The sequence below is a fragment of the Collinsella sp. Sow4_D11 genome (assembly GCF_052116465.1).
Taxonomy (GTDB): Bacteria; Actinomycetota; Coriobacteriia; order Coriobacteriales; family Coriobacteriaceae; genus Collinsella.
In genome coordinates, this window is sequence record NZ_JBQKLA010000005.1 from 13,254 (window position 1) to 31,618 (window position 18,365).

Here is an 18,365-nt window from a genome sequence, read left to right on the forward strand (position 1 = left end):
CATGAACGACGCGAACGAGCTCATCTCATTTATCGCGTCGATGTCGGGGGAGGGCAACCTTCGCGTCGAGGAAAACCTTGGCGAGGGGTATGTCCGCCTCCGCGTTTCGGAGGCCGAGCGCCGTCAGGCCAAGCATGACATTCAGCATGTAGAGGACATTGTCATCGAGATGCTGCGTAATGCTCGCGATGCCGGAGCCGATAAGGTCTATCTAGCCACGACCAAGGAGGAGGGTGTTCGTACCCTCCTCTTCCTGGATAACGGTTCGGGTGTGCCGCAGGATATGCAGGAGCGTATCTTCGATGCCCGTGTCACCTCCAAGCTCGAGAGCATGAAGATGGACCGTTGGGGTGTTCACGGTCGTGGTATGGCGCTGTTCTCTATCAAGCAGAACACCGATGAGGCACGCGTTGTTACATCGGGCGTCGATTTGGGCTCAGCGTTTAAGGTGTGCGTTGACACCGATCGCTTGGCTGAGCGCGCCGACCAGTCGAGCTGGCCTCAGGCGGTTAAAGACGAAGACGGCCGCTATGTATGCGCTCGTGGTCCTCACAACATCATTCGCGCAGCCTGCGAGTTTGCCCTTGAGGAGCTGCGCGACTGCGACGTGTATCTGGGCTCTCCGTCCGAGATCGCTGCGACCCTGTACGCCCAGGCTTCCAGTCGTCTCGATACGTCACGCCTGCTCTTTATCGATGACGAGTGTGAGCTTCCGGTTATCGATCGTTTAGGTCTCGCTTCGGATGCCGAGGACTTTATCCGGATTTGCTCCGGGCTGGGTCTCGAGATGTCCGAGCGTACTGCCCACCGTATTCTTTCGGGACAGATTAAGCCCGTTCGCGGTGTGTGCGCGCGTCTGCTGCGCGAGCGCGATTCCACCTCGCAATTGCCGGCTCCAGTCGATCTTGCCAAGGACCGTCGAGGCCTTCGCATTGCCAAGGATGACATGGCGCAGTTTTCGCGTGCTGTTGAGCGCGACTTCAATGACCTCGCCGCCCGGTATTACCTCAATCTGTGCGGCGACCCTAAGATTCGCGTTTCACGTGATCGCATCACCGTGACGTTCGATCTTGCCAAAGAGGAGTAGCATCTTTACCGAGTCCGCTCGGTACGATACAGTTATTGCAGTTAAAACGTACTTTTAAACGCAGGAGTTTCTTCATGGATTGCCTGAAGGTATCAAGCAAATCATCGCCCGCGTCCGTTGCCGGCGCCATTGCCGGTATGGTCAAAGATGGCGTTCCCGTCAACATTCAGTGCGTCGGTGCCGGCGCCGTCAACCAGGCCATAAAGGCCGTTGCCATTGCGCGAGGTTTTTTGATCCCTACTGGCTTTGATGTCTCTTGTGCGCCGGTGTTCTCTGACATCCTCATTAACGGGGAGTCTCGCACGGCAATCCGTCTCTCTATCTACGTTCACCAGATTAATCGGGCTGCTATGGACAATGTCGTCATGGACGACGTTAAGCCTGTTGCGTAAGCGAGTTTTCGCACGTTTTTAGCACCTTTGTGCCCCGTCGATATCATCGTTAGGATGTAAACTCATGGACCAGCGCTTCGTACGCGATATTCTTGCCGGTAAAACCTATTTTATCCGCACATTCGGCTGCCAGATGAATCAGCACGACTCCGAGCGCGTGAGCGGTTTGCTCGATTCCTATGGCTGTCTTATGGCGCTCGATCCGGAGCATGCCGATATTGTCGTATTCATGACGTGCTGTGTGCGCGAGGCTGCCGATACGCGCCTGTACGGTCAGTGCAATTCCTGCAAGAGTCTTCCTCCTTCTCCTTCGGGCAAGCGTGTGGTCGCCGTGGGTGGTTGCATCGCTCAGCGCGATGGCGAGGGCCTGCTCACCAACGTCGATAACGTCAACGTTATTTTTGGTACGCATTCGATTGCGCACGTGGCGGAGCTTATCGCCGAGGCGTTTATAGATGGCAAGCGCCATATCCGCACGAATGAGCATGAAGATACGGACGCCATGAGTATGCCGTGGCATCGCGAGACGCAGTATCATGCATGGGTGCCCATCATGACGGGCTGCAACAACTTCTGCACGTACTGCATCGTGCCGTACGTCCGTGGTCGCGAGAAGAGCCGCCCCTTCGAGGAGATTGTCGACGAGGTGACGGGTCTGGTGCGTCAGGGTGTGCGCGAGATTACGCTGCTGGGACAAAACGTTAACTCCTACGGTCGCGATCTCTTTGGCAAGCCGCGCTTTGCCGACCTGCTGCGCGCCGTGGGTGATACGGGCGTCGAACGTATCTTCTTTACTTCTTCGCACCCCAAGGATTTGCTTCCCGAGACCATCGATGCTATGTCCGAGACACCTGCCGTTATGCCGCAGCTTCACCTAGCCGTTCAGTCGGGTTCCACGCGCATCCTTAAAGAGATGAATCGTCGGTACACGCGCGAGGATTATCTGGGCCTGGTCGATCGCATTCGTAACCGTATGCCCGAAATTGCGCTTTCGACCGACATCATTGTGGGCTTCCCGGGCGAGACCGAGCAAGACTTTGAGCAGACGCTCTCGCTTGCCGAGACGGTGCGCTATGCCCAGGCCTACACGTTTATTTACTCCAAGCGCGCCGGTACCCCGGCAGCTGAGATCTATGATCCCACCCCGCATGAGGTTATCCTTGAGCGCTTTAACCGTCTGGTCAAGGTTATCGAGACGACGGCATACGAGTATAACCAGGGCGAGCTTCACACCGTGGTGCCTGCGCTTATTGAGGGCACGAGCAAGAAAAACGACGCTGTCCTTCTTGGTAAAAGTCCTAAGAACCAGACAGTGCATGCGCCGATTCCCGCTGGCTATAGCATCGATCAGCTTATCGGCAAAATCGTCGACGTCGATGTGGATGTCGCCAAGACGTGGTATCTGTCTGGCTCCGTTGTGGGTGAGCCTCGCTAATGGTTTCCCCCGGCACAAACCTTTCTGCCGTAGCGATCGTCGGTCCGACGGCGGTCGGCAAGAGTGATGTTGCCGACCGCCTGGCTGCTCGTCTGTCGTCTGAAGTGTTATCGTGTGACGCGATGCAAATCTATCGCGGTATGGATATCGGTACGGCCAAGATGATGCCCGAGGAGTGCTCGGTGCCCCTGCGCCTTGTCGATATCGTGGACCCGGGCGTCGCGTATTCTGCTGCGCTCTATCAGTCTGATGCCCGGGCGTATATCGAGCGTTTGCTTGGTGAGCAACGGCTTCCGGTCTTTTGCGGCGGCACGGGCTTGTATCTTAAGGCTGCGCTCGATGAAATGGACTTTCCTTCGGGAGAGCTCGAGGACGAACGTCGCACGGGTTATCAGGAGCTTGCCGAGCGTATTGGCGAGAAAGCATTGCATGCCCTGCTTGCCGAGCGTGATCCGGAATCGGCTGCTGTGATTCATCCTCATAACGTTCGCCGCGTGATTCGTGCGCTCGAGATGTACGATGACGGTGTGTCGTATGCCCAGCAGAAGTCTAAATTCAGCGTTCCACGTGAGCGTTATCATGCCTTGTGGTTTGGTCTGACGCGTAGCCGTGAAGTGCTGTATGAGCGTATTAACCTGCGTGTCGACCTTATGTTTGAGCAGGGGCTGGTTGATGAGGTCCGTGGCCTTATGGACCAGGGCCTGGGTGATGCACTCACTTCGATGCAGGCAATCGGTTACAAAGAGATTATTGATGCCTTGCGAGGCGCTATTACCATGGATGAGGCCCGCGAGCTTATTAAGATGCGCTCACGTCGCTATGCCAAGCGCCAACTTTCCTGGTTTAAGCGTGACGACCGCATCGTGTGGTTCGATATGGATGAGTTTACGATCGATGAGGTCGTCGATGATATCTACCGTCGTATCGAGGCTGCCTAATGGCACGTTTTCCCTTGGTTCCCACGGCGCCTGAACCTGAGCGTGCCGTCTTGGTTGGTGTTGAGTGGCGCGATAACGCCTGGCCGCTCGACCGTTCGCTCGACGAGCTCGAGCGCTTGGCTCACACTGCTGGAGCCCAATGCGTGGCACGCTTGTCTCAGCGTCTGGTCAAACCTTATCCCAAATCGTTTATCGGCTCCGGTAAGGTCGAGGAGCTATGCGGTTTGGTGCATCGTATGGATGCGGATGTTGTAATCTTCGACGACGACTTGACTCCTTCACAGCAGACCTATCTTGAGAAAGCCGTGGGCGAACCGGTCAAAATTATTGACCGTACGGCGTTGATTTTGGATATCTTTGGCCTGCATGCTCAGACGCGTGAGGGTCGCTTACAGGTGCAGCTGGCTCAGTTGCAGTATCTGCTGCCCCGTCTGCGAGGTATGTGGAGCCACCTTGCTAAGGAACAGACGCGTGGCGGCATTGGATCGCGTTTTGGCCAGGGCGAAAGCCAGCTCGAGGTCGACCGTCGCCTGATTCGCGATAAGATCGCTGCGCTTCGCCGTGAATTGAAACAGGTAGAACAACGTCGTGATGTGCAATCGAAAAGCCGTATTGAATCGCCGGCGTTTCGCGTAGCGTTGGCTGGCTACACCAATGCCGGTAAGTCGACGTTGCTTAATCGATTGACGGGATCCACGGTACTTTCGCAGGATAAGCTGTTTGCCACGCTCGATCCTACGACGCGTTCGTATCGTTTACCCGGTGGCCGTGGCATGACGATCACTGATACCGTTGGCTTTATTCAAAAGCTGCCCCATGGCCTGGTCGACGCGTTTAAATCTACGCTTTCCGAGGTGCTCGGCGCCGATTTGGTTCTTAAAGTTGTGGATGCTTCCGATGAGGATTACGAGCGTCAGCTTGAGGCGGTTGATCGCGTCCTTGACGAGATTGGTGCCGGTGAGCGCCTGACGCTTACCGTGTTCAATAAAATCGATCTGCTCGATAGCGTCGACCGCTTGAGCTTTCGCCGGCGCTATCCCGAGGCGGTATTGTTCTCGGCTCAGACGGGTGAGGGCCTTGATGACTTAGTGGACCGCATCGCTCGTGAAGCGGCCGCTACGGACGTGTTGCTCTCGGCCGATATCCCGTATCGAGAGGGCGCGTTAATCACGCTCGTGCACGAACAGGGAACCCTTCTGCACGAGGAATACCTCGAGGACGGCGTTCGTATTGTGGCAAAGCTTCCAGCCCGTATCGCACCGCGTCTCGAGCGTTATCGAACAGAGTAAATCAGCTCCAGTACACCCAAGATAACCGGTTGATGAAGCAGGTAGAACGGCAGCGCATGGCGCCCGAGACTTGCGAGCGCCGGGATGGGATTCGCATAGGCCCATCCCGGCGCCTCATAGTTTGCTTCCTGAGTCGTGTGGGCGGCAAAGAAGCCTGCAAGGTACATAAATAAGAATGGTATGACTGGATAGTAATCACCAGAGACAAAGTCTGGACTTGGGAAACCCAGCCAAGCTAAATAGGGGATAGGATAAACCGTTTTAGGAATGCTCCAGGTAAGGGCAAAAAGTGTGAGGCAAATTGCTATACCCCATACCGACGGCACTTTAACGATCACCGGACGCGCGAGCGCGACAATGGCGGTGCAGGCCGCCATGCAGAACATGATGCCGAAGTTCACCGAGTCATCGACTGAGACGAGCGTCGTCGCGACCCATACAACAAAAGCGGCAGTGGCATATTTGACGGCACGCTTGATGTTGTTGCGCGAGAGGGTGCACATCCAGCCGGCAATAAACAAAAAAATCCAACTGATGCTGGCACGCCAGATGTCTTGGAAGATGGTCTGAGTAAACCAGGGCATATCCCAACCATAAAGATAGGCAAGATCGTAGCAAGCATGAAATCCTGCCATCGACAGCATGGTAAATCCGCGAATGGTATCAAAGACCGTGATGCGGTTTTGCATTACGAGAACCGGCGCATCAATCCAACAACCTTGCCCAGGATCGTCGGATTTGTCGCATAGATGGGCTCCATGGTGTCGTTTTCGGGCTGCAAGCGAACTCGTCCCTGCTCCTTGTAGAACGTTTTGACCGTTGCGGAGCCATCGATCATGGCCACAACGATCTCGCCATTCATGGCACTCTTCTGTTCGCGAACGATGATATAGTCGCCGTTAAGGATACCGACGTTAATCATCGAATTGCCGTGGACCTCGAGGATAAAAGACCCCTGGTCCGTTGCGATCTCGGTCGGGATGGTAAAGGTGTCCTCGATATTCTGCTCGGCAAGGATGGGGATCCCCGCGGCGACACGGCCCACGAGGGGTAGCGATACTGTTCCGCGGGGTGCCGTGGGCTCATCGGACTTTGAGATGGAGACGGAGGCTCCGTCCTCGTCAAAGAGCTCTAGGGCACGAGGCTTGGTGGCGTCACGTTTGAGCAGGCCGCGTGCTTCCAGTGCGGAGAGATGTGCATGTACGGTGCTAGGGGAGGAAAGACCCACAGCCGAAGCCATCTCACGCACGCTGGGCGGATAGCCCTTTTCCTGCTGATACTCCTTGATGAAGTCGTAAATCTGCTGCTGTCGCTTGGTAATTTTGCGAGCCATCAGGGATTCCTCTCTACCTAACCCAAACAAATGTTCTATGTTTGCTTGACAGGAACAACTGTTCGAAGATAATAATAACCGAACACTCGTTCCCGCGCTAGACTTTTTTGTCCTCGCGGCTTGATAAAACAGTTCTCGTCAAAAAAACGCGAGAGGAGAACATGATGAATGCAACGGATATGGTCCAGGGAAACCTCGCCCTTAAGCTCGAGACGCCTGCGGCGCCGGCTTTCACGGTTGTCAAAGGCGGCCGATCTGGTTTTCAAACACTGCCTGGCAAGCCCGTCCGCAGCCAGTGCGTCGCCACGACTTCGGCCCCCGTTGCTCTGAAGGCCTCGACGATTGTCGCCCTGGCCGTTGCGCTCACGCTCTTCTTTGTACTTGCTACCTCGATCTTCAGCGCTCGTTACGCCGCATATGCCGATTCGGCATCTAACGTTACCTATGAGACCGTCCGTGTTCAGTCTGGTGATTCCTTGTGGTCGCTTGCTCAGGAGCATTCCGTTGACGGTCTTTCTACGCAGGAGACTTCTGACATAATTCGCAGTGTCAATCATCTGGAGCATGGGTCACTCGATGCGGGTGACGTTCTTAAAGTTCCTGCGCGTTCGTAAGATTTAAACTCCGGCACATGGTACCCTTGTTATCGTTTTGGAGGAGGTACCATGCGCTGTCCCAGATGCGGCAATGCACATACCCGTGTTGTCGATTCCCGTATGCAGGAATCTAATAACACCATTAAACGCCGTCGTGAATGTTGTTCGTGCAACTATCGCTTCACAACATTCGAGCGATGCGAAGACCCCATCGAGGTCATCAAATCTGATGGGTCAAAGCAGCGGTTCGATCGCAATAAGCTGCTGGTCGGCTTAATGCGCGCTACGATTAAGCGCGACATCGACACGAAAAAGCTCAATGAGCTCATCGATGACATCGAGGTTGAGCTGCGTTCCCGTACACTGACGGCCGTTACGTCCCACGACCTGGGCGACATGGTGCTTAAGCGCCTGGCCAAGATCGACAAGGTGGCCTACATTCGCTTTGCCTCGGTCTATCGCGATTTCAAAGACATCGATGAGTTTTTGCAAGAGCTCGACAAGTTAAGGTGATTTTATGTCCAACATTACGGTCAACATTAAGCGTCTCGACCCTACGATCGAGCTTCCCAAATACGCCCATCCTACAGATGCCGGTTTGGACCTCCGTGCCAATGAGGACTGTACCCTTAAGCCCTTCGAGCGACGCTTGGTCTCTACCGGCCTTGCGATCGCGCTGCCCGATGGATACGCTGGCTTCGTTCAGCCTCGCAGTGGCCTGGCTATTAAGCAGGGTCTGTCTATAGTCAACACGCCCGGTCTTATAGACGCCCACTACCGAGGAGAGCTTAAAGTCATCCTTATCAACCTGGATCCATCCAATGAAATCCAGATATACAAGGGCGACCGAATCGCTCAACTCGTCATCCAAGAAGTTCCCACGGTCAATCTCGTGGAGGTAGACGAACTAGACGAAACCGACCGAGGCAACGGAGGCTTCGGCTCCAGCGGCGTCGCCTAGTTGCTTCCGTCCGCTCACCCGTGGGAGGGCCCTATATATCATCCCATGCTCAAACATTCTCGCGGGGGCGCTCGTATCCCTCCCGCCCGCCTCTCACACATATCATTCCATGCTCAAACATTCTCGCATCGCTTCGCTCGCTGCGAAACTGCGCGTGGAACGATATGTGTGAGAGGCGGGCGGGCGGCTACTCGCTTGAAAAATATTTACATTCTAGTAAGCCAATGCGACAAAGGAACAGTCCCTTTGTCGCATTGGCTTACTGCATTTGAATTTTCCGGTTTCGCCTTTGCAGATTCTAATGGTGGGGAATCTGGCATAGCTGCTAGCACGTAAACGTAGCTGCTCGGCGGGAGCCGCCCATATATCGTTCCACGCGCAGTTTCGCAGCGAAGCGAGAATGTTTGAGCATGGAATGATATATGGGCGGCTCCCGCCGAGCAGCGGACTTTCGCCTAGCGGATATGCGCGGGTTTTCCGCCCCAGTAGAAGCGGCAGAAGGCTCGTTTGCGCTTTTGGGGCTTGCCTGCAAGTTCCATGGTTGCGATGGCGATGTCCTCGGCCGCGTGTGGACGGCGTAGCACTTCACCATTGATGAGCAGTGCCTTGAGCGACTCGGGATGATCGTGGAGATGGCGCAGCGTCACAATGAGCTCGCGTGCGGTGGTGACATGCATGCTGGCGCCCAAGTCGGTGAGCATGGTGGTGTTGGCCTTTTCCTGGCCATAGGACTTGCCCAGCAGAATCATCGGCAGGTGTGCACACAGGCATTCGGTAACAGTGAGTCCGCCCGATTTGAGAATTGCCAGATCGCAGCCGTGCATGAGCGCTGCCATGTCATCGACATAGTCAAGAACCGTGACGTTTTCGAGTTTCATGGCTTCGAAGAGAGTTTTCAGGCGCGTGGCGTATTCCGTGTCCTTGCCCGGCAAAAAGACAAAGTGCATATCCTCGAAGCTACGGAGGAAGGGGAGGGTGTGGTCCATCGCCGCGCGAAAGCGAACGTACGGTTGAGGCAAACTGGCGCCGGCCATTACCAGCACAATGGTCTTGTCGATAGGGAGATTGAACTTCTCGAGTTCTTCCTCACGATTGTAATCCGTGTCAAATCCAGTGCGAATAGGGATGCCCGTAATGCGTATCTTTGCCTCGGGAACCTTGCGTGGGCGGAGCGTCTCGGCCATAAACTCGTTTGCCACGCAGAATAAGTCAGTGTCCTTATGGGGCCACCAGCCCTCGACCTCGTAATCGGTCGGCACGCAAATGACGGGATAGTCGATGCCCGTAATGACGCGCGCACCAACCGCAACGTTGGCTGCCGTGATATGTGTGGCGACCACGGCAATAGGCCTACGAGTGCGAACGTATTCGTTAAATGCGGGGAACATAATGCGCGACCATGCCGTGCCGCCGCCCCAAAGCAGGTGTCCGGTAAGGGTATATCGCCAGGTCAAGTCATAAATTGGGCGTGTGGCGCCGGTAAACGATGCGGCCGTTTTGTTGCCGTCGAATTTTATGCGTCCAAAATCGAGGATATCCAAGACCTCAATCTCGACATCCTGCGGTATGCCCTTGGTACCGCGTATAAGCTCGAATGCTTGTGCGATAGCATTGGCTGCCGCTTTGTGTCCCGAACCAACCGATGCGTGGACAATGGTCACTAAGGGCTTTTGTCCAGGTGACGGCATCAATTGCTCCGATTGAGGGGCGCTTTGCGTGGGCAGGGGAGCGTCATTGCCCATCTGCGTTTGATCCATCGATAACTCCCCTTCATCGTTGTTTCGCAAAGAATCATTGTAGTGCATGACTGTCATGTTCTCCTAAATTTGGGTATGAGCGCAAAGAACACCAATGTTTCGATGAGAGGACACTCCATGACTACCAATCAGCCGATCGATGTTGCGATTATCGGCGGCGGCCCAGCGGGCTATGCTGCAGCCATTTATGCTGCGCGATCCAATCTAACGACGACCGTGATCGAGCAAGGCATGTCGGGAGGACAGATCGCCACAACCAATGAGGTCGAAAACTATCCGGGCATTCCGCTCTTGAGCGGTGCCGAACTCGGCGAGCGTTTTCAGCAACATGCAGAGGGCCTGGGAGCACAGGTTGCATGGAGCATGGTTACGGGTATCGATTACGATGCGGATGCGGCGCTGTTTACGGTGCATCACGATACGGGCGATACGCTGGCCTCGAGTGTTATCGCTTGCATGGGCGCCACGCCGCGCTCTGCTGGCTTTATCGGTGAGGATACGTATCGCGGTCGCGGCGTTTCGTATTGTGCGACGTGCGACGGCATGTTCTTTCGTGGCAAACAGATCTTTGTCATTGGCGGCGGTAATGCTGCCTGCGAGGAAGCCCTGTTCTTATCAGAAATTGCCAGCAGCGTGACCATCGTCTTGCGCCGCGATCAGTTCCGTGCTCCCGATGGCGTGGTTCAAAAGGTGCTCGCTAAAGATAATATTTCTGTTAGGTACCAAACTAGTATTGTGGAGCTATCGGGCGAGGCCATGCCTACAACTATCACGTTTAAGGACAACGCCACCGGTGATACCTATTCCGAGTCCTTCGATCCAGGTTCGTTTGGCATCTTTGTCTTTGCCGGAACACAGCCCCATACCGAGCTAGTACAGCATCTGGTGGATCTGGCGCCTGACGACGGTATCGTTACCGATGATTCGATGGCCACGCGCACGCCGGGCTTGTTTGCTGCCGGCGATATCCGTTCCAAGCGTTTACGCCAGGTTGTGACCGCCGTTTCGGACGGAGCCATAGCGGCAACCAGCGCATACGCCTTCTTACGAGGATAAGTACGATAATATATCTTATGTAAGGTTGCTATCTATTTACAAAGTGGTTGGACGGTGCGCCAATGTGCTGTCCAACCACTTTTACTTAGCGGCCATGTGGTATGCAAAACAAGTTAATCTAGAATACAATATAGAAAACGAACGGAGGTCTCTTATGAACCACGTCAAACATGTTATCCCGATGTCCGATACATCGGTCAGCATTAAGCCGGAGGATATTCAGCCGACGGTGCTGCCGGATGCATTTATTCAGTCCGATATGGTTCGCAAGCTCAATACGCTCTGCCTGCCACGCTATGACCAGCTGCCCAACGTAACGCTCTATCGCGATCAGGTCATTGAATATGTTGCGCTGTGGATGGAGCCGCTTTCGATTTGCGTAGAGCAGCCCGTTATCACGCCTTCGATGATCAATAACTACGTAAAGGTCGGCCTCGTTCCTGCTCCGGTTAAAAAGCAGTATGGCCGTGAGCAGATTGCGCGTCTCATCGCCATTTGTATCTTTAAACAGGTGTTGCCCATCGCTGCGGTTCAGGCGCTCTTTAATATTCAGCGATTGAGCTACGACGCTCCGACGGCTTTCGATTATGTAGTCGATCAACTTGAGGCATCGATTCGTGCGGCTTTTTCCCTTGAGCAGACTCCCGTGCCCGATACCGCACATCAGGTTACGCGCGAGTCATTGCTCGTACGCAGTGCGGTTTCGTCTTTTGTATCGAAGGCGTACCTGATGAGCTACCTCAAGTTCAATGGGTTTAATAGCTAGGCGACGTATAACGCGGGCGGGATAAAGAGCCATCAGTCACTTTGTCCCGTCCGCGTTTTTGCTTGGTTGGGCTTTATTGGCCCGAAGCCACGCCCATGCCGTAGCCGATGATGAGACCATGCATCTCGGCGTAATAGGAATCTAGGCCGTTGCAGGGCATGATGATAGTCTTGGAGCCCGGCCAGTGCTCCACAATGCGGTCGGCAAGCGCCTGGGCTCCAGCTTCGTTCTCAACGTGATCGATGATGACCTCGCCGCCCGTGAAACCCTCGGCCTCCATGGTGTCGACAATCTTGGTGAGCATCTTCTTTTCGCCACGCGTATGCCCAACGAGTTCAATTTCGCCCGCTTCGCTCGCCGTGCCCAAAATGCGGATGTTGAGCTTGTTGGCAATAACACCGGCCGCCTTGGGGATACGTCCGGCCTTCGCAAGGTTTTCGTAATTGCATAAACTAAAGAGGATCTTGCTGTTCTGCTCCAAGCTATCGAAGTAGGCGCAGGCTTCCTCAAAGGAGGCATCCGGTTTACTTGCAAGATAGCGATCAAACAGTAAGAAGATCAGGTCCATCTTGCCGCCTGCTGCGCGCGAATTAACCAGGTGAATCTTACGATTGGGCTCTTCGGCAAGCACCATGTCACGCGCGGTGGCCGCGGCATTGTAGCTTCCCGAGACGCCCTCGGAGATGGGCATGCAGATCGTCTTGTCGGCGAGCTTAAAGAGCTCAGCCCACTCCCCTACGCTTGGGCAGGAGCTCGATGATGCGCTGGATTCCGATTGAATGGCAACATTAAGCTCGTGAACATCGAGCGAGAGGTCGTCGACAAATTCACGCTCCCCCACTCGGATCTTAAGGGGTGCAAATGCAAAGGTGGTATGAGGTGCGGTTGGTTGCCAATCGCGAAGATTGCAGCTCGAATCTGAGATGAGTGCCCAGCTCATTGAGGGTCCTTTCTAGTTGTTCCTCAACAATTATAGCTATCTTTTGGACAGATGCTGCGCATATCTAGTATTCAAAACTAGATTGTAGTTTACACACAAAATGGGCGGTCGAGATAAAACAATGGACCTCGCTCCCAAAGGATACGAGGTCCACTTTCGTTAGCTGAGTTAAAACACTTAATAGCGAACGAAAATATAATTGTTGTTCATGCCAGCGGCAACGGAGCTGATGATAACGCCCGTGCTGTAGTCGGAAGCATGGATCATCTGGCCGTTACCAATGTAGATGCCGGTGTGGTAAGAGTTAACCACGACGTCGCCCGGCTGAGGATCAGAAACACGGGGCCAACCCATGAAGGTGCCGGTAGTGCCCAGGCGACAGTAGCGGCCGGTGAGGCAGTAGCTTACAAAGCCGGAGCAGTCAAAGCTGTTCGGGCCAATACCGCCCCAGGAATAAGCGCAACCAAGCTTGCTATAAGCGCGAGAGACAACGCTGCCGCCGTCAACGGACTGGCTCGGTGCGGAAGGGGCCGGTGCCGGGGCGGGCGTCGAGGGCTGCGGCGTGGGAGCAGGAGCGGGCGCGGGCGCGGGCGTGTTGCCGCCGCCGTTGTTGGTCGTACCGCCACCATTGTTGGTGTTCTCGGTCGTACCGGCGGTGTCGTTGCTCACCGTGGCCTTTTCGGCGGTGCTGGCATTTATGCCAGCCTGCAGCGCGGCGTTCGCCTCGGCCTCGGCAGCAAGCTCGGCCTGCAGCTGTGAATCCAGGGAGTTCACGACACTCTGGGCCTCAGCCTGCTGGGCGTTAAGTTCGTCGACCTTCTTCTGCGTCGCGGCGACGTTCTTCTCCTGCTCGGCCTGCTTATCGGTGAGCTGCTGCTTAAGGTCCTTGACCTCCTGAATGGTCTGGGCCTGCTTGTCGGAAACCTTGCCGTAGTAGAACAAACGGTTGAGCATATCGCCCAGATCGTCGACGCCCGTCAGAACCTGAAGGAGACTCAGACCGCCGGTCTTGTACTCACCGGCAACGTAGCTCGAAAGCTTTGCCTGGCCCTCGGCAATCTCTTGCTGCTTTTGCGTGATCTCGCCTGCAGTCTGATCAAGCTCCTGCGTCTGAGCGGAGAGTTCTTCATGAATTTGCTGGGTTTGCGTACCGATCTGCTCGAGTTTGGTACGAGCGGCGGCAAGATCGGACGCGGTATCGGCATAGGCAGGAGCCGCGAGGCCCAAGCCCAAAACACAAGCGAGGGTTGCCGTAGCAGCGCAGCGTGCCATGTTTTTGTGCGTGTTTGCTGTGCGCATGGAGCTTCCTTTCCGGTATCTAAGGGTAGCGGTTAGTCCACCGTTACCAGGCTAAAGAGCTCAACGTCCTCGTTAGAAGGCGTGAGCTTCTTGCGCGGATTAAGAAACGCAAGCTCAAGGATACAACCATAACCTACGAGCTTTGCGCCCATATCTCGCACTAGTTTACCTGTTGCCTCAACGGTTCCGCCTGTCGCGACCAAGTCGTCCAGAATCAACACGGTATCTTTAGAGGTGATGGCATCGACGTGAATCTCAATCGAATCGGTTCCATATTCGAGCTCGTATTCCTGGCTAACGGTCTTACGTGGCAGTTTTCCCGGTTTACGTGCAGGAACAAAGCCGGCGCCGAGTGCCACGGCAACAGGCACGCCTACCATAAAGCCGCGAGCCTCGGGTCCTACAACCTTAGTGATGCCCATGCCGGAGAAATGCTCCGCTAGCGCGTCGACCATGGCTTTAAGCGCTTCGGGATTGCTAAAGAGCGGCGTGATGTCCTTAAAGACGACTCCGGGCTCGGGATAGTCGGGGATGTCGACGATGTGAGGTTCGAAGTCGTACATGGCGTGACCTTTCATGGGAGGCTGGTTTGTAGAAGCGTTTATTTGTCCGCGCTGGCGGTGCCAGTGTGCGAGGGGGCGACAACCTTAAGCGGCTGCACGAGGGATTCCTCGCGCACGAGGACCGCGGAGGCTGATGCCTCTTCGCTTTTGGCCTTGGTTGATTCGGAGCGTGCGATCTCCTCATCAAGGGCATCGATATCGGCGTCCTCGACTACAGCGTTGAGTGACTCAAACACGCGGTTTTTGAGCAGCGCAGTATGCACGCCCTCGGTGAGGTCATGTAACTTCTTAAACGCGCGTTCGAGCTTGGCATCGCGTTCATCATCGGAGGTGTCCATGCCAAGCATACTCACGAGCACTTGCTCGAACATCGAAGACTCGCGGTTGGCGGATGATACGTACTGACGAAGGTTTCGCGGCTCGATATGAAAGCGTGACAGCTCGGAACAGTAGCGGATAATCGGAAAATCGCGCCCGTCGACGAGCTCGCGGTTCTGCGGACTCTTGATAATGCGAATAAGGTCGTTTTCGGCCAAGGAGCGAATAAACGAGATCTCGACGCCCAACATATCCGGAATGGTCTCGATGGGGTGCAGTTTCTGCTTGGTTTCCTTTGGTTCCGTCTTGAGCGGAACATCGGACAGCAGGCCCACCTCGTAGGCAAGCGTGGAGAGATCTGTAGCGTTTTCCAGGCGTTGCTTGATCACGTTGAGCGGCATGTAGCGCGTCTTCTGCAGGTGCAGAATGACCTCTAGACGGTCAACGTCCTCCTTGGAGTATTGGCGATACCCCTTAGGCGTACGATGAGGGGTGATGAGCCCCTCATCTTCTAGAAATCTAATTTTTGAGTTCGAAAGATCGGGGTATGCGCCTCGAAGTAAATTGACGACCTGGCCGATACTCAGATAGTTGCGTTCGGCCATGCCCTACTCACCGGTTTCGATGCGCTCCGGCGTGCTCTCGTGGTAGATGAGCGTAAACGTACCGATCTGGACGGAAGATCCGTCGTGCAGCGGGGCGGCATTGACGATGGCGCCATCAACCCACGTGCCGTTGAGCGAGCCTAAGTCCTCGATGCGAGCAGCCAGACCCTCGCGAATAATGCGTGCGTGGCTACGCGATACGGTCATGTCATTGAGGAAAATGCCGTTTGCCGGATCGCGGCCAATGGTGGTCACATCATCCTCGAGTTCAAAGGCAGCACCGGTCTGCGGCCCCTTGACAATAGACAGAACGGGGGCAGTGATGCGAACGTTCGCCATAAGATCGGGAACGGTAACGTCGCTCGAAGGCACACGGAAGACGCAGGTTGCGTCGGCAGTCTTATCGTTTTGAGGCATATTGTTAACCATGTTGTCCATGACAACCCCTAACTTAACGCGGACATGCCGCAAAGAATGAACTGTACGTAATAATACCCCAATGGCTTAGTCTTCGATTTCGGGGTTAAGAAAGTCGACGTCTTCGTCCTCTGGATGCGCAACAGCCTGTTTAATGGCCGCTCCACCCTTAATGGAATAGATGACAGCGGTGAGCATGGAGAAGATGACGCCGCCATACACAAAGAAGATGCCGAGCGGTACCGAGCTGCCGTTGAGGCCCGGGAAGGCCGTGAACGTGGCGGGCAGCAGATGCCAGCCGTCCACGGTGGGAAAGCCCAGCAGCATGAGCGAGAAGCCGGTCATGAGCAGCGCCGTGGCAATCTTGCCGGGAAACACTACGTCGATGGGGCGGCGGTGGTAGTGGCGCACGATGAGCGTGCCGATGCCCAGGTAGATATCGCGACCGATGATGAGCACGCAGACCCAGATGGGAAGCTCGCCGCGAACCACGAGACCTAAAACGCCTGTAAATAGCAGCGCACGGTCGCAGATGGGATCCATAACCTTGCCGAGCCACGAGACCGTTTTGGTCATACGGGCAATCTGACCGTCCATCCAGTCGGTGGAGGCCGCGATGGCATAGATGACAATGGCGACGACACGGTTGTTGTCCGTCACAAACAGGTACAGGAAGACCAGCGTGAGGACCAGGCGCGTGAAGGTAATGAAATTGGAGATCGTGAAAATCTTATTCGACGGGTAATCGGAGGTGCCGATAAGCTCCTTTTTGATCTTCTTTTTGATGCCCACAGGACTCCCCCGCTGGTAAACGACAAAACTCTCGATACTATACCCGTTCTGGCGATGTCTATCCAGCGTAAGCATAGAGAGTCCAGACATGTGGAGGACGTTGCTGGTCGGCACGTGGAGTCGCATTTGTGTACATCAGCCCCCAAAGATGCCAAAAAATAACGGCGCTGGTGAGGTGCTCTTCGCGTCAAGTTACTTTGCTTTCGAGCGCAAGGGACGCTCGAGCCAGGATGGAGAGGGCGAAAGCTACACCCTCACCGACCTCGACGGGGTCAATCGCATCGACTGCAAAAGCGGCTTCGGGTTCTACGCAGAGCCGAGGGCCGAGTCACAGTGGGCAGCAGCAAAGCGTGGTCCTGGACCTTCGCCAACGTTTCGCTGCGCAAGCTCTTTGAAGCATCGCTTGCGACGGGAAACCCGATAAGGTGGAGCTAGAGATGGCGGCGATCACCTTTTGGTTCCACCCGCCAGCACCTCCCCTCTTGATACTGCAAGGGTTTCATTGTGGTGATAGACCGACACCGTTCATCGTTGTTTCGGGTTCGTTCGCAAAGTCGTGAACGCACTCCCCTCTTGTTCAGCGCATAATGGCGCACCGTATGCGGCTGAGCGGCCGCACGCTAAAGGAGAGGTGCCCGCATGGGCATCGAGAGAGAGGATGCAGTATGAACCTGAGGGAAAAGTACGGTGAGTGGGGCCTGATCCTGGGCGCGACCGAGGGCGTCGGCAAGGCGTTCTGCGAGAAGATCGCCGCCGGCGGCATGAATGTCGTCATGGTCGGCCGTCGCGAGGAGAAGCTGAACGTGCTCGCCGGCGAGATCCGTGAGACCTACGGCGTGGAGACCAAGGTCGTGCGCGCCGACTTTAGCCAGCCCGACGCTGCCGAGACCGTCTTCGCCGCGACCGAGGGCCTGGACATGGGCTTCATGAGCTACGTGGCCTGCCTGCACAGCTTCGGCAAGATCCAGGACACTCCCTGGGAGAAGCACGAGGCCATGATCAACGTCAACGTCGTGACCTTCCTCAAGTGCTTCCACCACTACATGCGGATCTTTGCCGCCCAGGACCGCGGCGCCGTGATCAACGTCTCGTCGATGACCGGCATCAGCTCCAGCCCCTGGAACGGCCAGTACGGCGCGGGCAAGGCCTTCATCCTCAAGATGACCGAGGCCGTGGCCTGCGAGTGCGAGGGCACCGGTGTCGACGTCGAGGTCATCACCCTCGGCACCACCCTAACCCCCAGCCTGCTGTCCAACCTCCCCGGCGGCCCGCAGGGCGAGGCCGTCATGAAGATCGCCCTCACCCCCGAGGAGTGCGTCGACGAGGCCTTTGAGAAGCTGGGTAAGGAGCTCTCCGTCATCGCCGGGCAGCGCAACAAGGACTCCGTCCACGACTGGAAGGCCAACCACACCGAGGACGAGTACATCCGCTACATGGGCTCGTTCTACCGCGACTAGCAGCTGCCGCGGCGCGTGCGCGAGGGCGCGTGCGGGTTCGCAGGTAGAGATGCGAGTGCGAGGGTTTCTTTGCGGGGGCGTGCGGATGCGGCGCCCGCAAAGAAACCCTCTTTTCATGGGTGGGCGCGACGGCACCTCGGCGCTCACCGTCTAGGGCGACCTGCCCGGCTCCCCCGCGATCTCCCTGCACGGGACCCTGCGCTCCGGCATCCTCTGGACCGTGTCCCGCTCGTGCCTAGTGGGCCGGCCGATCCGGCCCTCAGGGTATCGGATTCCCGCATTCATCCGTACATGTTCGTGTGAATGCGGGAGGTGTTCGGATGAGGTTGATATTCAAGGTGTAGACCGTTTTCTTGGTACTCCT

At 55.9% G+C, this 18,365-nt stretch carries 20 protein-coding genes; 11 read left to right on the forward strand and 9 right to left on the reverse strand.

Translation table 11 applies throughout. From position 1 onward, the window contains the following. Position 1 precedes the first annotated feature (1 nt). The 5 genes from ACTQ40_RS03320 (at position 2) to hflX (ending at position 5,141) form a co-directional block, all read left to right on the forward strand. Positions 2 to 1,087: an ATP-binding protein gene (locus ACTQ40_RS03320; protein ID WP_427795683.1), complete on the forward strand. Its 1,086-nt coding sequence runs from the start codon at positions 2 to 4 to the stop codon at positions 1,085 to 1,087. Between the two features lie 74 nt (positions 1,088 to 1,161). Continuing rightward, positions 1,162 to 1,479, forward strand: a complete 318-nt coding sequence (locus ACTQ40_RS03325; protein WP_118079896.1) for a stage V sporulation protein S — start codon at positions 1,162 to 1,164, stop codon at positions 1,477 to 1,479. Positions 1,480 to 1,543: 64 nt separating this feature from the next. After that, a complete protein-coding gene (miaB, locus tag ACTQ40_RS03330; RefSeq protein WP_441563338.1) occupies positions 1,544 to 2,914 on the forward strand; it encodes a tRNA (N6-isopentenyl adenosine(37)-C2)-methylthiotransferase MiaB in 1,371 nt (456 codons plus the stop codon). Further along, entirely contained in the window at positions 2,914 to 3,852 is a 939-nt protein-coding gene (gene miaA, locus ACTQ40_RS03335) for a tRNA (adenosine(37)-N6)-dimethylallyltransferase MiaA (RefSeq protein WP_441563339.1), read from the forward strand. The genes miaB and miaA overlap by 1 nt, the downstream gene beginning before the upstream one ends. Next, the gene (gene hflX, locus ACTQ40_RS03340) at positions 3,852 to 5,141 is read left to right on the forward strand and encodes a GTPase HflX (RefSeq protein WP_441563340.1); all 1,290 of its coding nucleotides are present in this window, start codon (positions 3,852 to 3,854) and stop codon (positions 5,139 to 5,141) included. The genes miaA and hflX overlap by 1 nt, the downstream gene beginning before the upstream one ends. On the opposite strand, the gene ACTQ40_RS03345 is transcribed toward hflX, so the two are convergent. Both ACTQ40_RS03345 and lexA read right to left on the reverse strand, forming a co-directional pair. Next, the gene (locus ACTQ40_RS03345) at positions 5,126 to 5,830 is read right to left on the reverse strand and encodes a heparan-alpha-glucosaminide N-acetyltransferase (RefSeq protein WP_441563341.1); all 705 of its coding nucleotides are present in this window, start codon (positions 5,828 to 5,830) and stop codon (positions 5,126 to 5,128) included. The genes hflX and ACTQ40_RS03345 overlap by 16 nt on opposite strands. Continuing rightward, entirely contained in the window at positions 5,830 to 6,474 is a 645-nt protein-coding gene (gene lexA, locus ACTQ40_RS03350) for a transcriptional repressor LexA (protein ID WP_427717464.1), read from the reverse strand. The genes ACTQ40_RS03345 and lexA overlap by 1 nt, the downstream gene beginning before the upstream one ends. Positions 6,475 to 6,638: 164 nt before the next feature. On the opposite strand from lexA, the gene ACTQ40_RS03355 reads away from it, so the two are divergent. The 3 genes from ACTQ40_RS03355 to dut are packed head-to-tail and all read left to right on the forward strand — an operon-like array spanning position 6,639 to position 8,031. After that, positions 6,639 to 7,088, forward strand: coding sequence for a LysM peptidoglycan-binding domain-containing protein (locus ACTQ40_RS03355; protein ID WP_441563342.1), 450 nt, complete (start codon positions 6,639 to 6,641; stop codon positions 7,086 to 7,088). Positions 7,089 to 7,139: 51 nt separating this feature from the next. Continuing rightward, positions 7,140 to 7,583 (forward strand): transcriptional regulator NrdR, encoded by a 444-nt coding sequence (gene nrdR, locus ACTQ40_RS03360; protein ID WP_154516361.1) that lies wholly within the window; start codon positions 7,140 to 7,142, stop codon positions 7,581 to 7,583. Positions 7,584 to 7,587: 4 nt separating this feature from the next. Beyond that, entirely contained in the window at positions 7,588 to 8,031 is a 444-nt protein-coding gene (dut, locus tag ACTQ40_RS03365) for a dUTP diphosphatase (protein ID WP_441563343.1), read from the forward strand. 455 nt (positions 8,032 to 8,486) lie between these two features. On the opposite strand, the gene ACTQ40_RS03370 is transcribed toward dut, so the two are convergent. Next, positions 8,487 to 9,692, reverse strand: coding sequence for an MGDG synthase family glycosyltransferase (locus ACTQ40_RS03370; RefSeq protein ID WP_441563344.1), 1,206 nt, complete (start codon positions 9,690 to 9,692; stop codon positions 8,487 to 8,489). Positions 9,693 to 9,905: 213 nt separating this feature from the next. Between ACTQ40_RS03370 and ACTQ40_RS03375 the strand changes: the two genes are divergently transcribed. Then, positions 9,906 to 10,844: an NAD(P)/FAD-dependent oxidoreductase gene (locus tag ACTQ40_RS03375; RefSeq protein ID WP_441563345.1), complete on the forward strand. Its 939-nt coding sequence runs from the start codon at positions 9,906 to 9,908 to the stop codon at positions 10,842 to 10,844. Between the two features lie 154 nt (positions 10,845 to 10,998). Further along, positions 10,999 to 11,610: a DUF1836 domain-containing protein gene (locus tag ACTQ40_RS03380; protein WP_427717447.1), complete on the forward strand. Its 612-nt coding sequence runs from the start codon at positions 10,999 to 11,001 to the stop codon at positions 11,608 to 11,610. A gap of 73 nt (positions 11,611 to 11,683) precedes the next feature. Here ACTQ40_RS03380 and ACTQ40_RS03385 read toward each other — a convergent pair whose 3' ends face one another. The 6 genes from ACTQ40_RS03385 to ACTQ40_RS03410 all read right to left on the reverse strand — a co-directional run bounded on the left by ACTQ40_RS03385 (position 11,684) and on the right by ACTQ40_RS03410 (position 16,544). Continuing rightward, positions 11,684 to 12,550, reverse strand: coding sequence for a DegV family protein (locus tag ACTQ40_RS03385; RefSeq protein ID WP_441069232.1), 867 nt, complete (start codon positions 12,548 to 12,550; stop codon positions 11,684 to 11,686). 177 nt (positions 12,551 to 12,727) lie between these two features. Continuing rightward, positions 12,728 to 13,849 carry a coiled-coil domain-containing protein gene (locus tag ACTQ40_RS03390; protein ID WP_154516376.1) on the reverse strand — a complete coding sequence of 374 codons (1,122 nt, stop codon included), beginning with the start codon at positions 13,847 to 13,849 and terminating at the stop codon, positions 12,728 to 12,730. A gap of 32 nt (positions 13,850 to 13,881) precedes the next feature. After that, positions 13,882 to 14,412, reverse strand: coding sequence for an adenine phosphoribosyltransferase (locus ACTQ40_RS03395; protein ID WP_441563346.1), 531 nt, complete (start codon positions 14,410 to 14,412; stop codon positions 13,882 to 13,884). Positions 14,413 to 14,450: 38 nt separating this feature from the next. Further along, positions 14,451 to 15,335 carry a transcriptional regulator FtsR gene (gene ftsR / locus ACTQ40_RS03400; protein WP_441563347.1) on the reverse strand — a complete coding sequence of 295 codons (885 nt, stop codon included), beginning with the start codon at positions 15,333 to 15,335 and terminating at the stop codon, positions 14,451 to 14,453. A gap of 3 nt (positions 15,336 to 15,338) precedes the next feature. Continuing rightward, positions 15,339 to 15,773, reverse strand: coding sequence for an FHA domain-containing protein (locus tag ACTQ40_RS03405; RefSeq protein ID WP_195838557.1), 435 nt, complete (start codon positions 15,771 to 15,773; stop codon positions 15,339 to 15,341). 66 nt (positions 15,774 to 15,839) lie between these two features. Further along, positions 15,840 to 16,544, reverse strand: coding sequence for a CDP-alcohol phosphatidyltransferase family protein (locus tag ACTQ40_RS03410; protein ID WP_441031238.1), 705 nt, complete (start codon positions 16,542 to 16,544; stop codon positions 15,840 to 15,842). A 665-nt stretch (positions 16,545 to 17,209) separates the two neighbouring features. On the opposite strand from ACTQ40_RS03410, the gene ACTQ40_RS03415 reads away from it, so the two are divergent. Beyond that, positions 17,210 to 18,001, forward strand: a complete 792-nt coding sequence (locus tag ACTQ40_RS03415; protein ID WP_154516391.1) for a 7beta-hydroxysteroid dehydrogenase — start codon at positions 17,210 to 17,212, stop codon at positions 17,999 to 18,001. Positions 18,002 to 18,365: the final 364 nt, after the last annotated feature.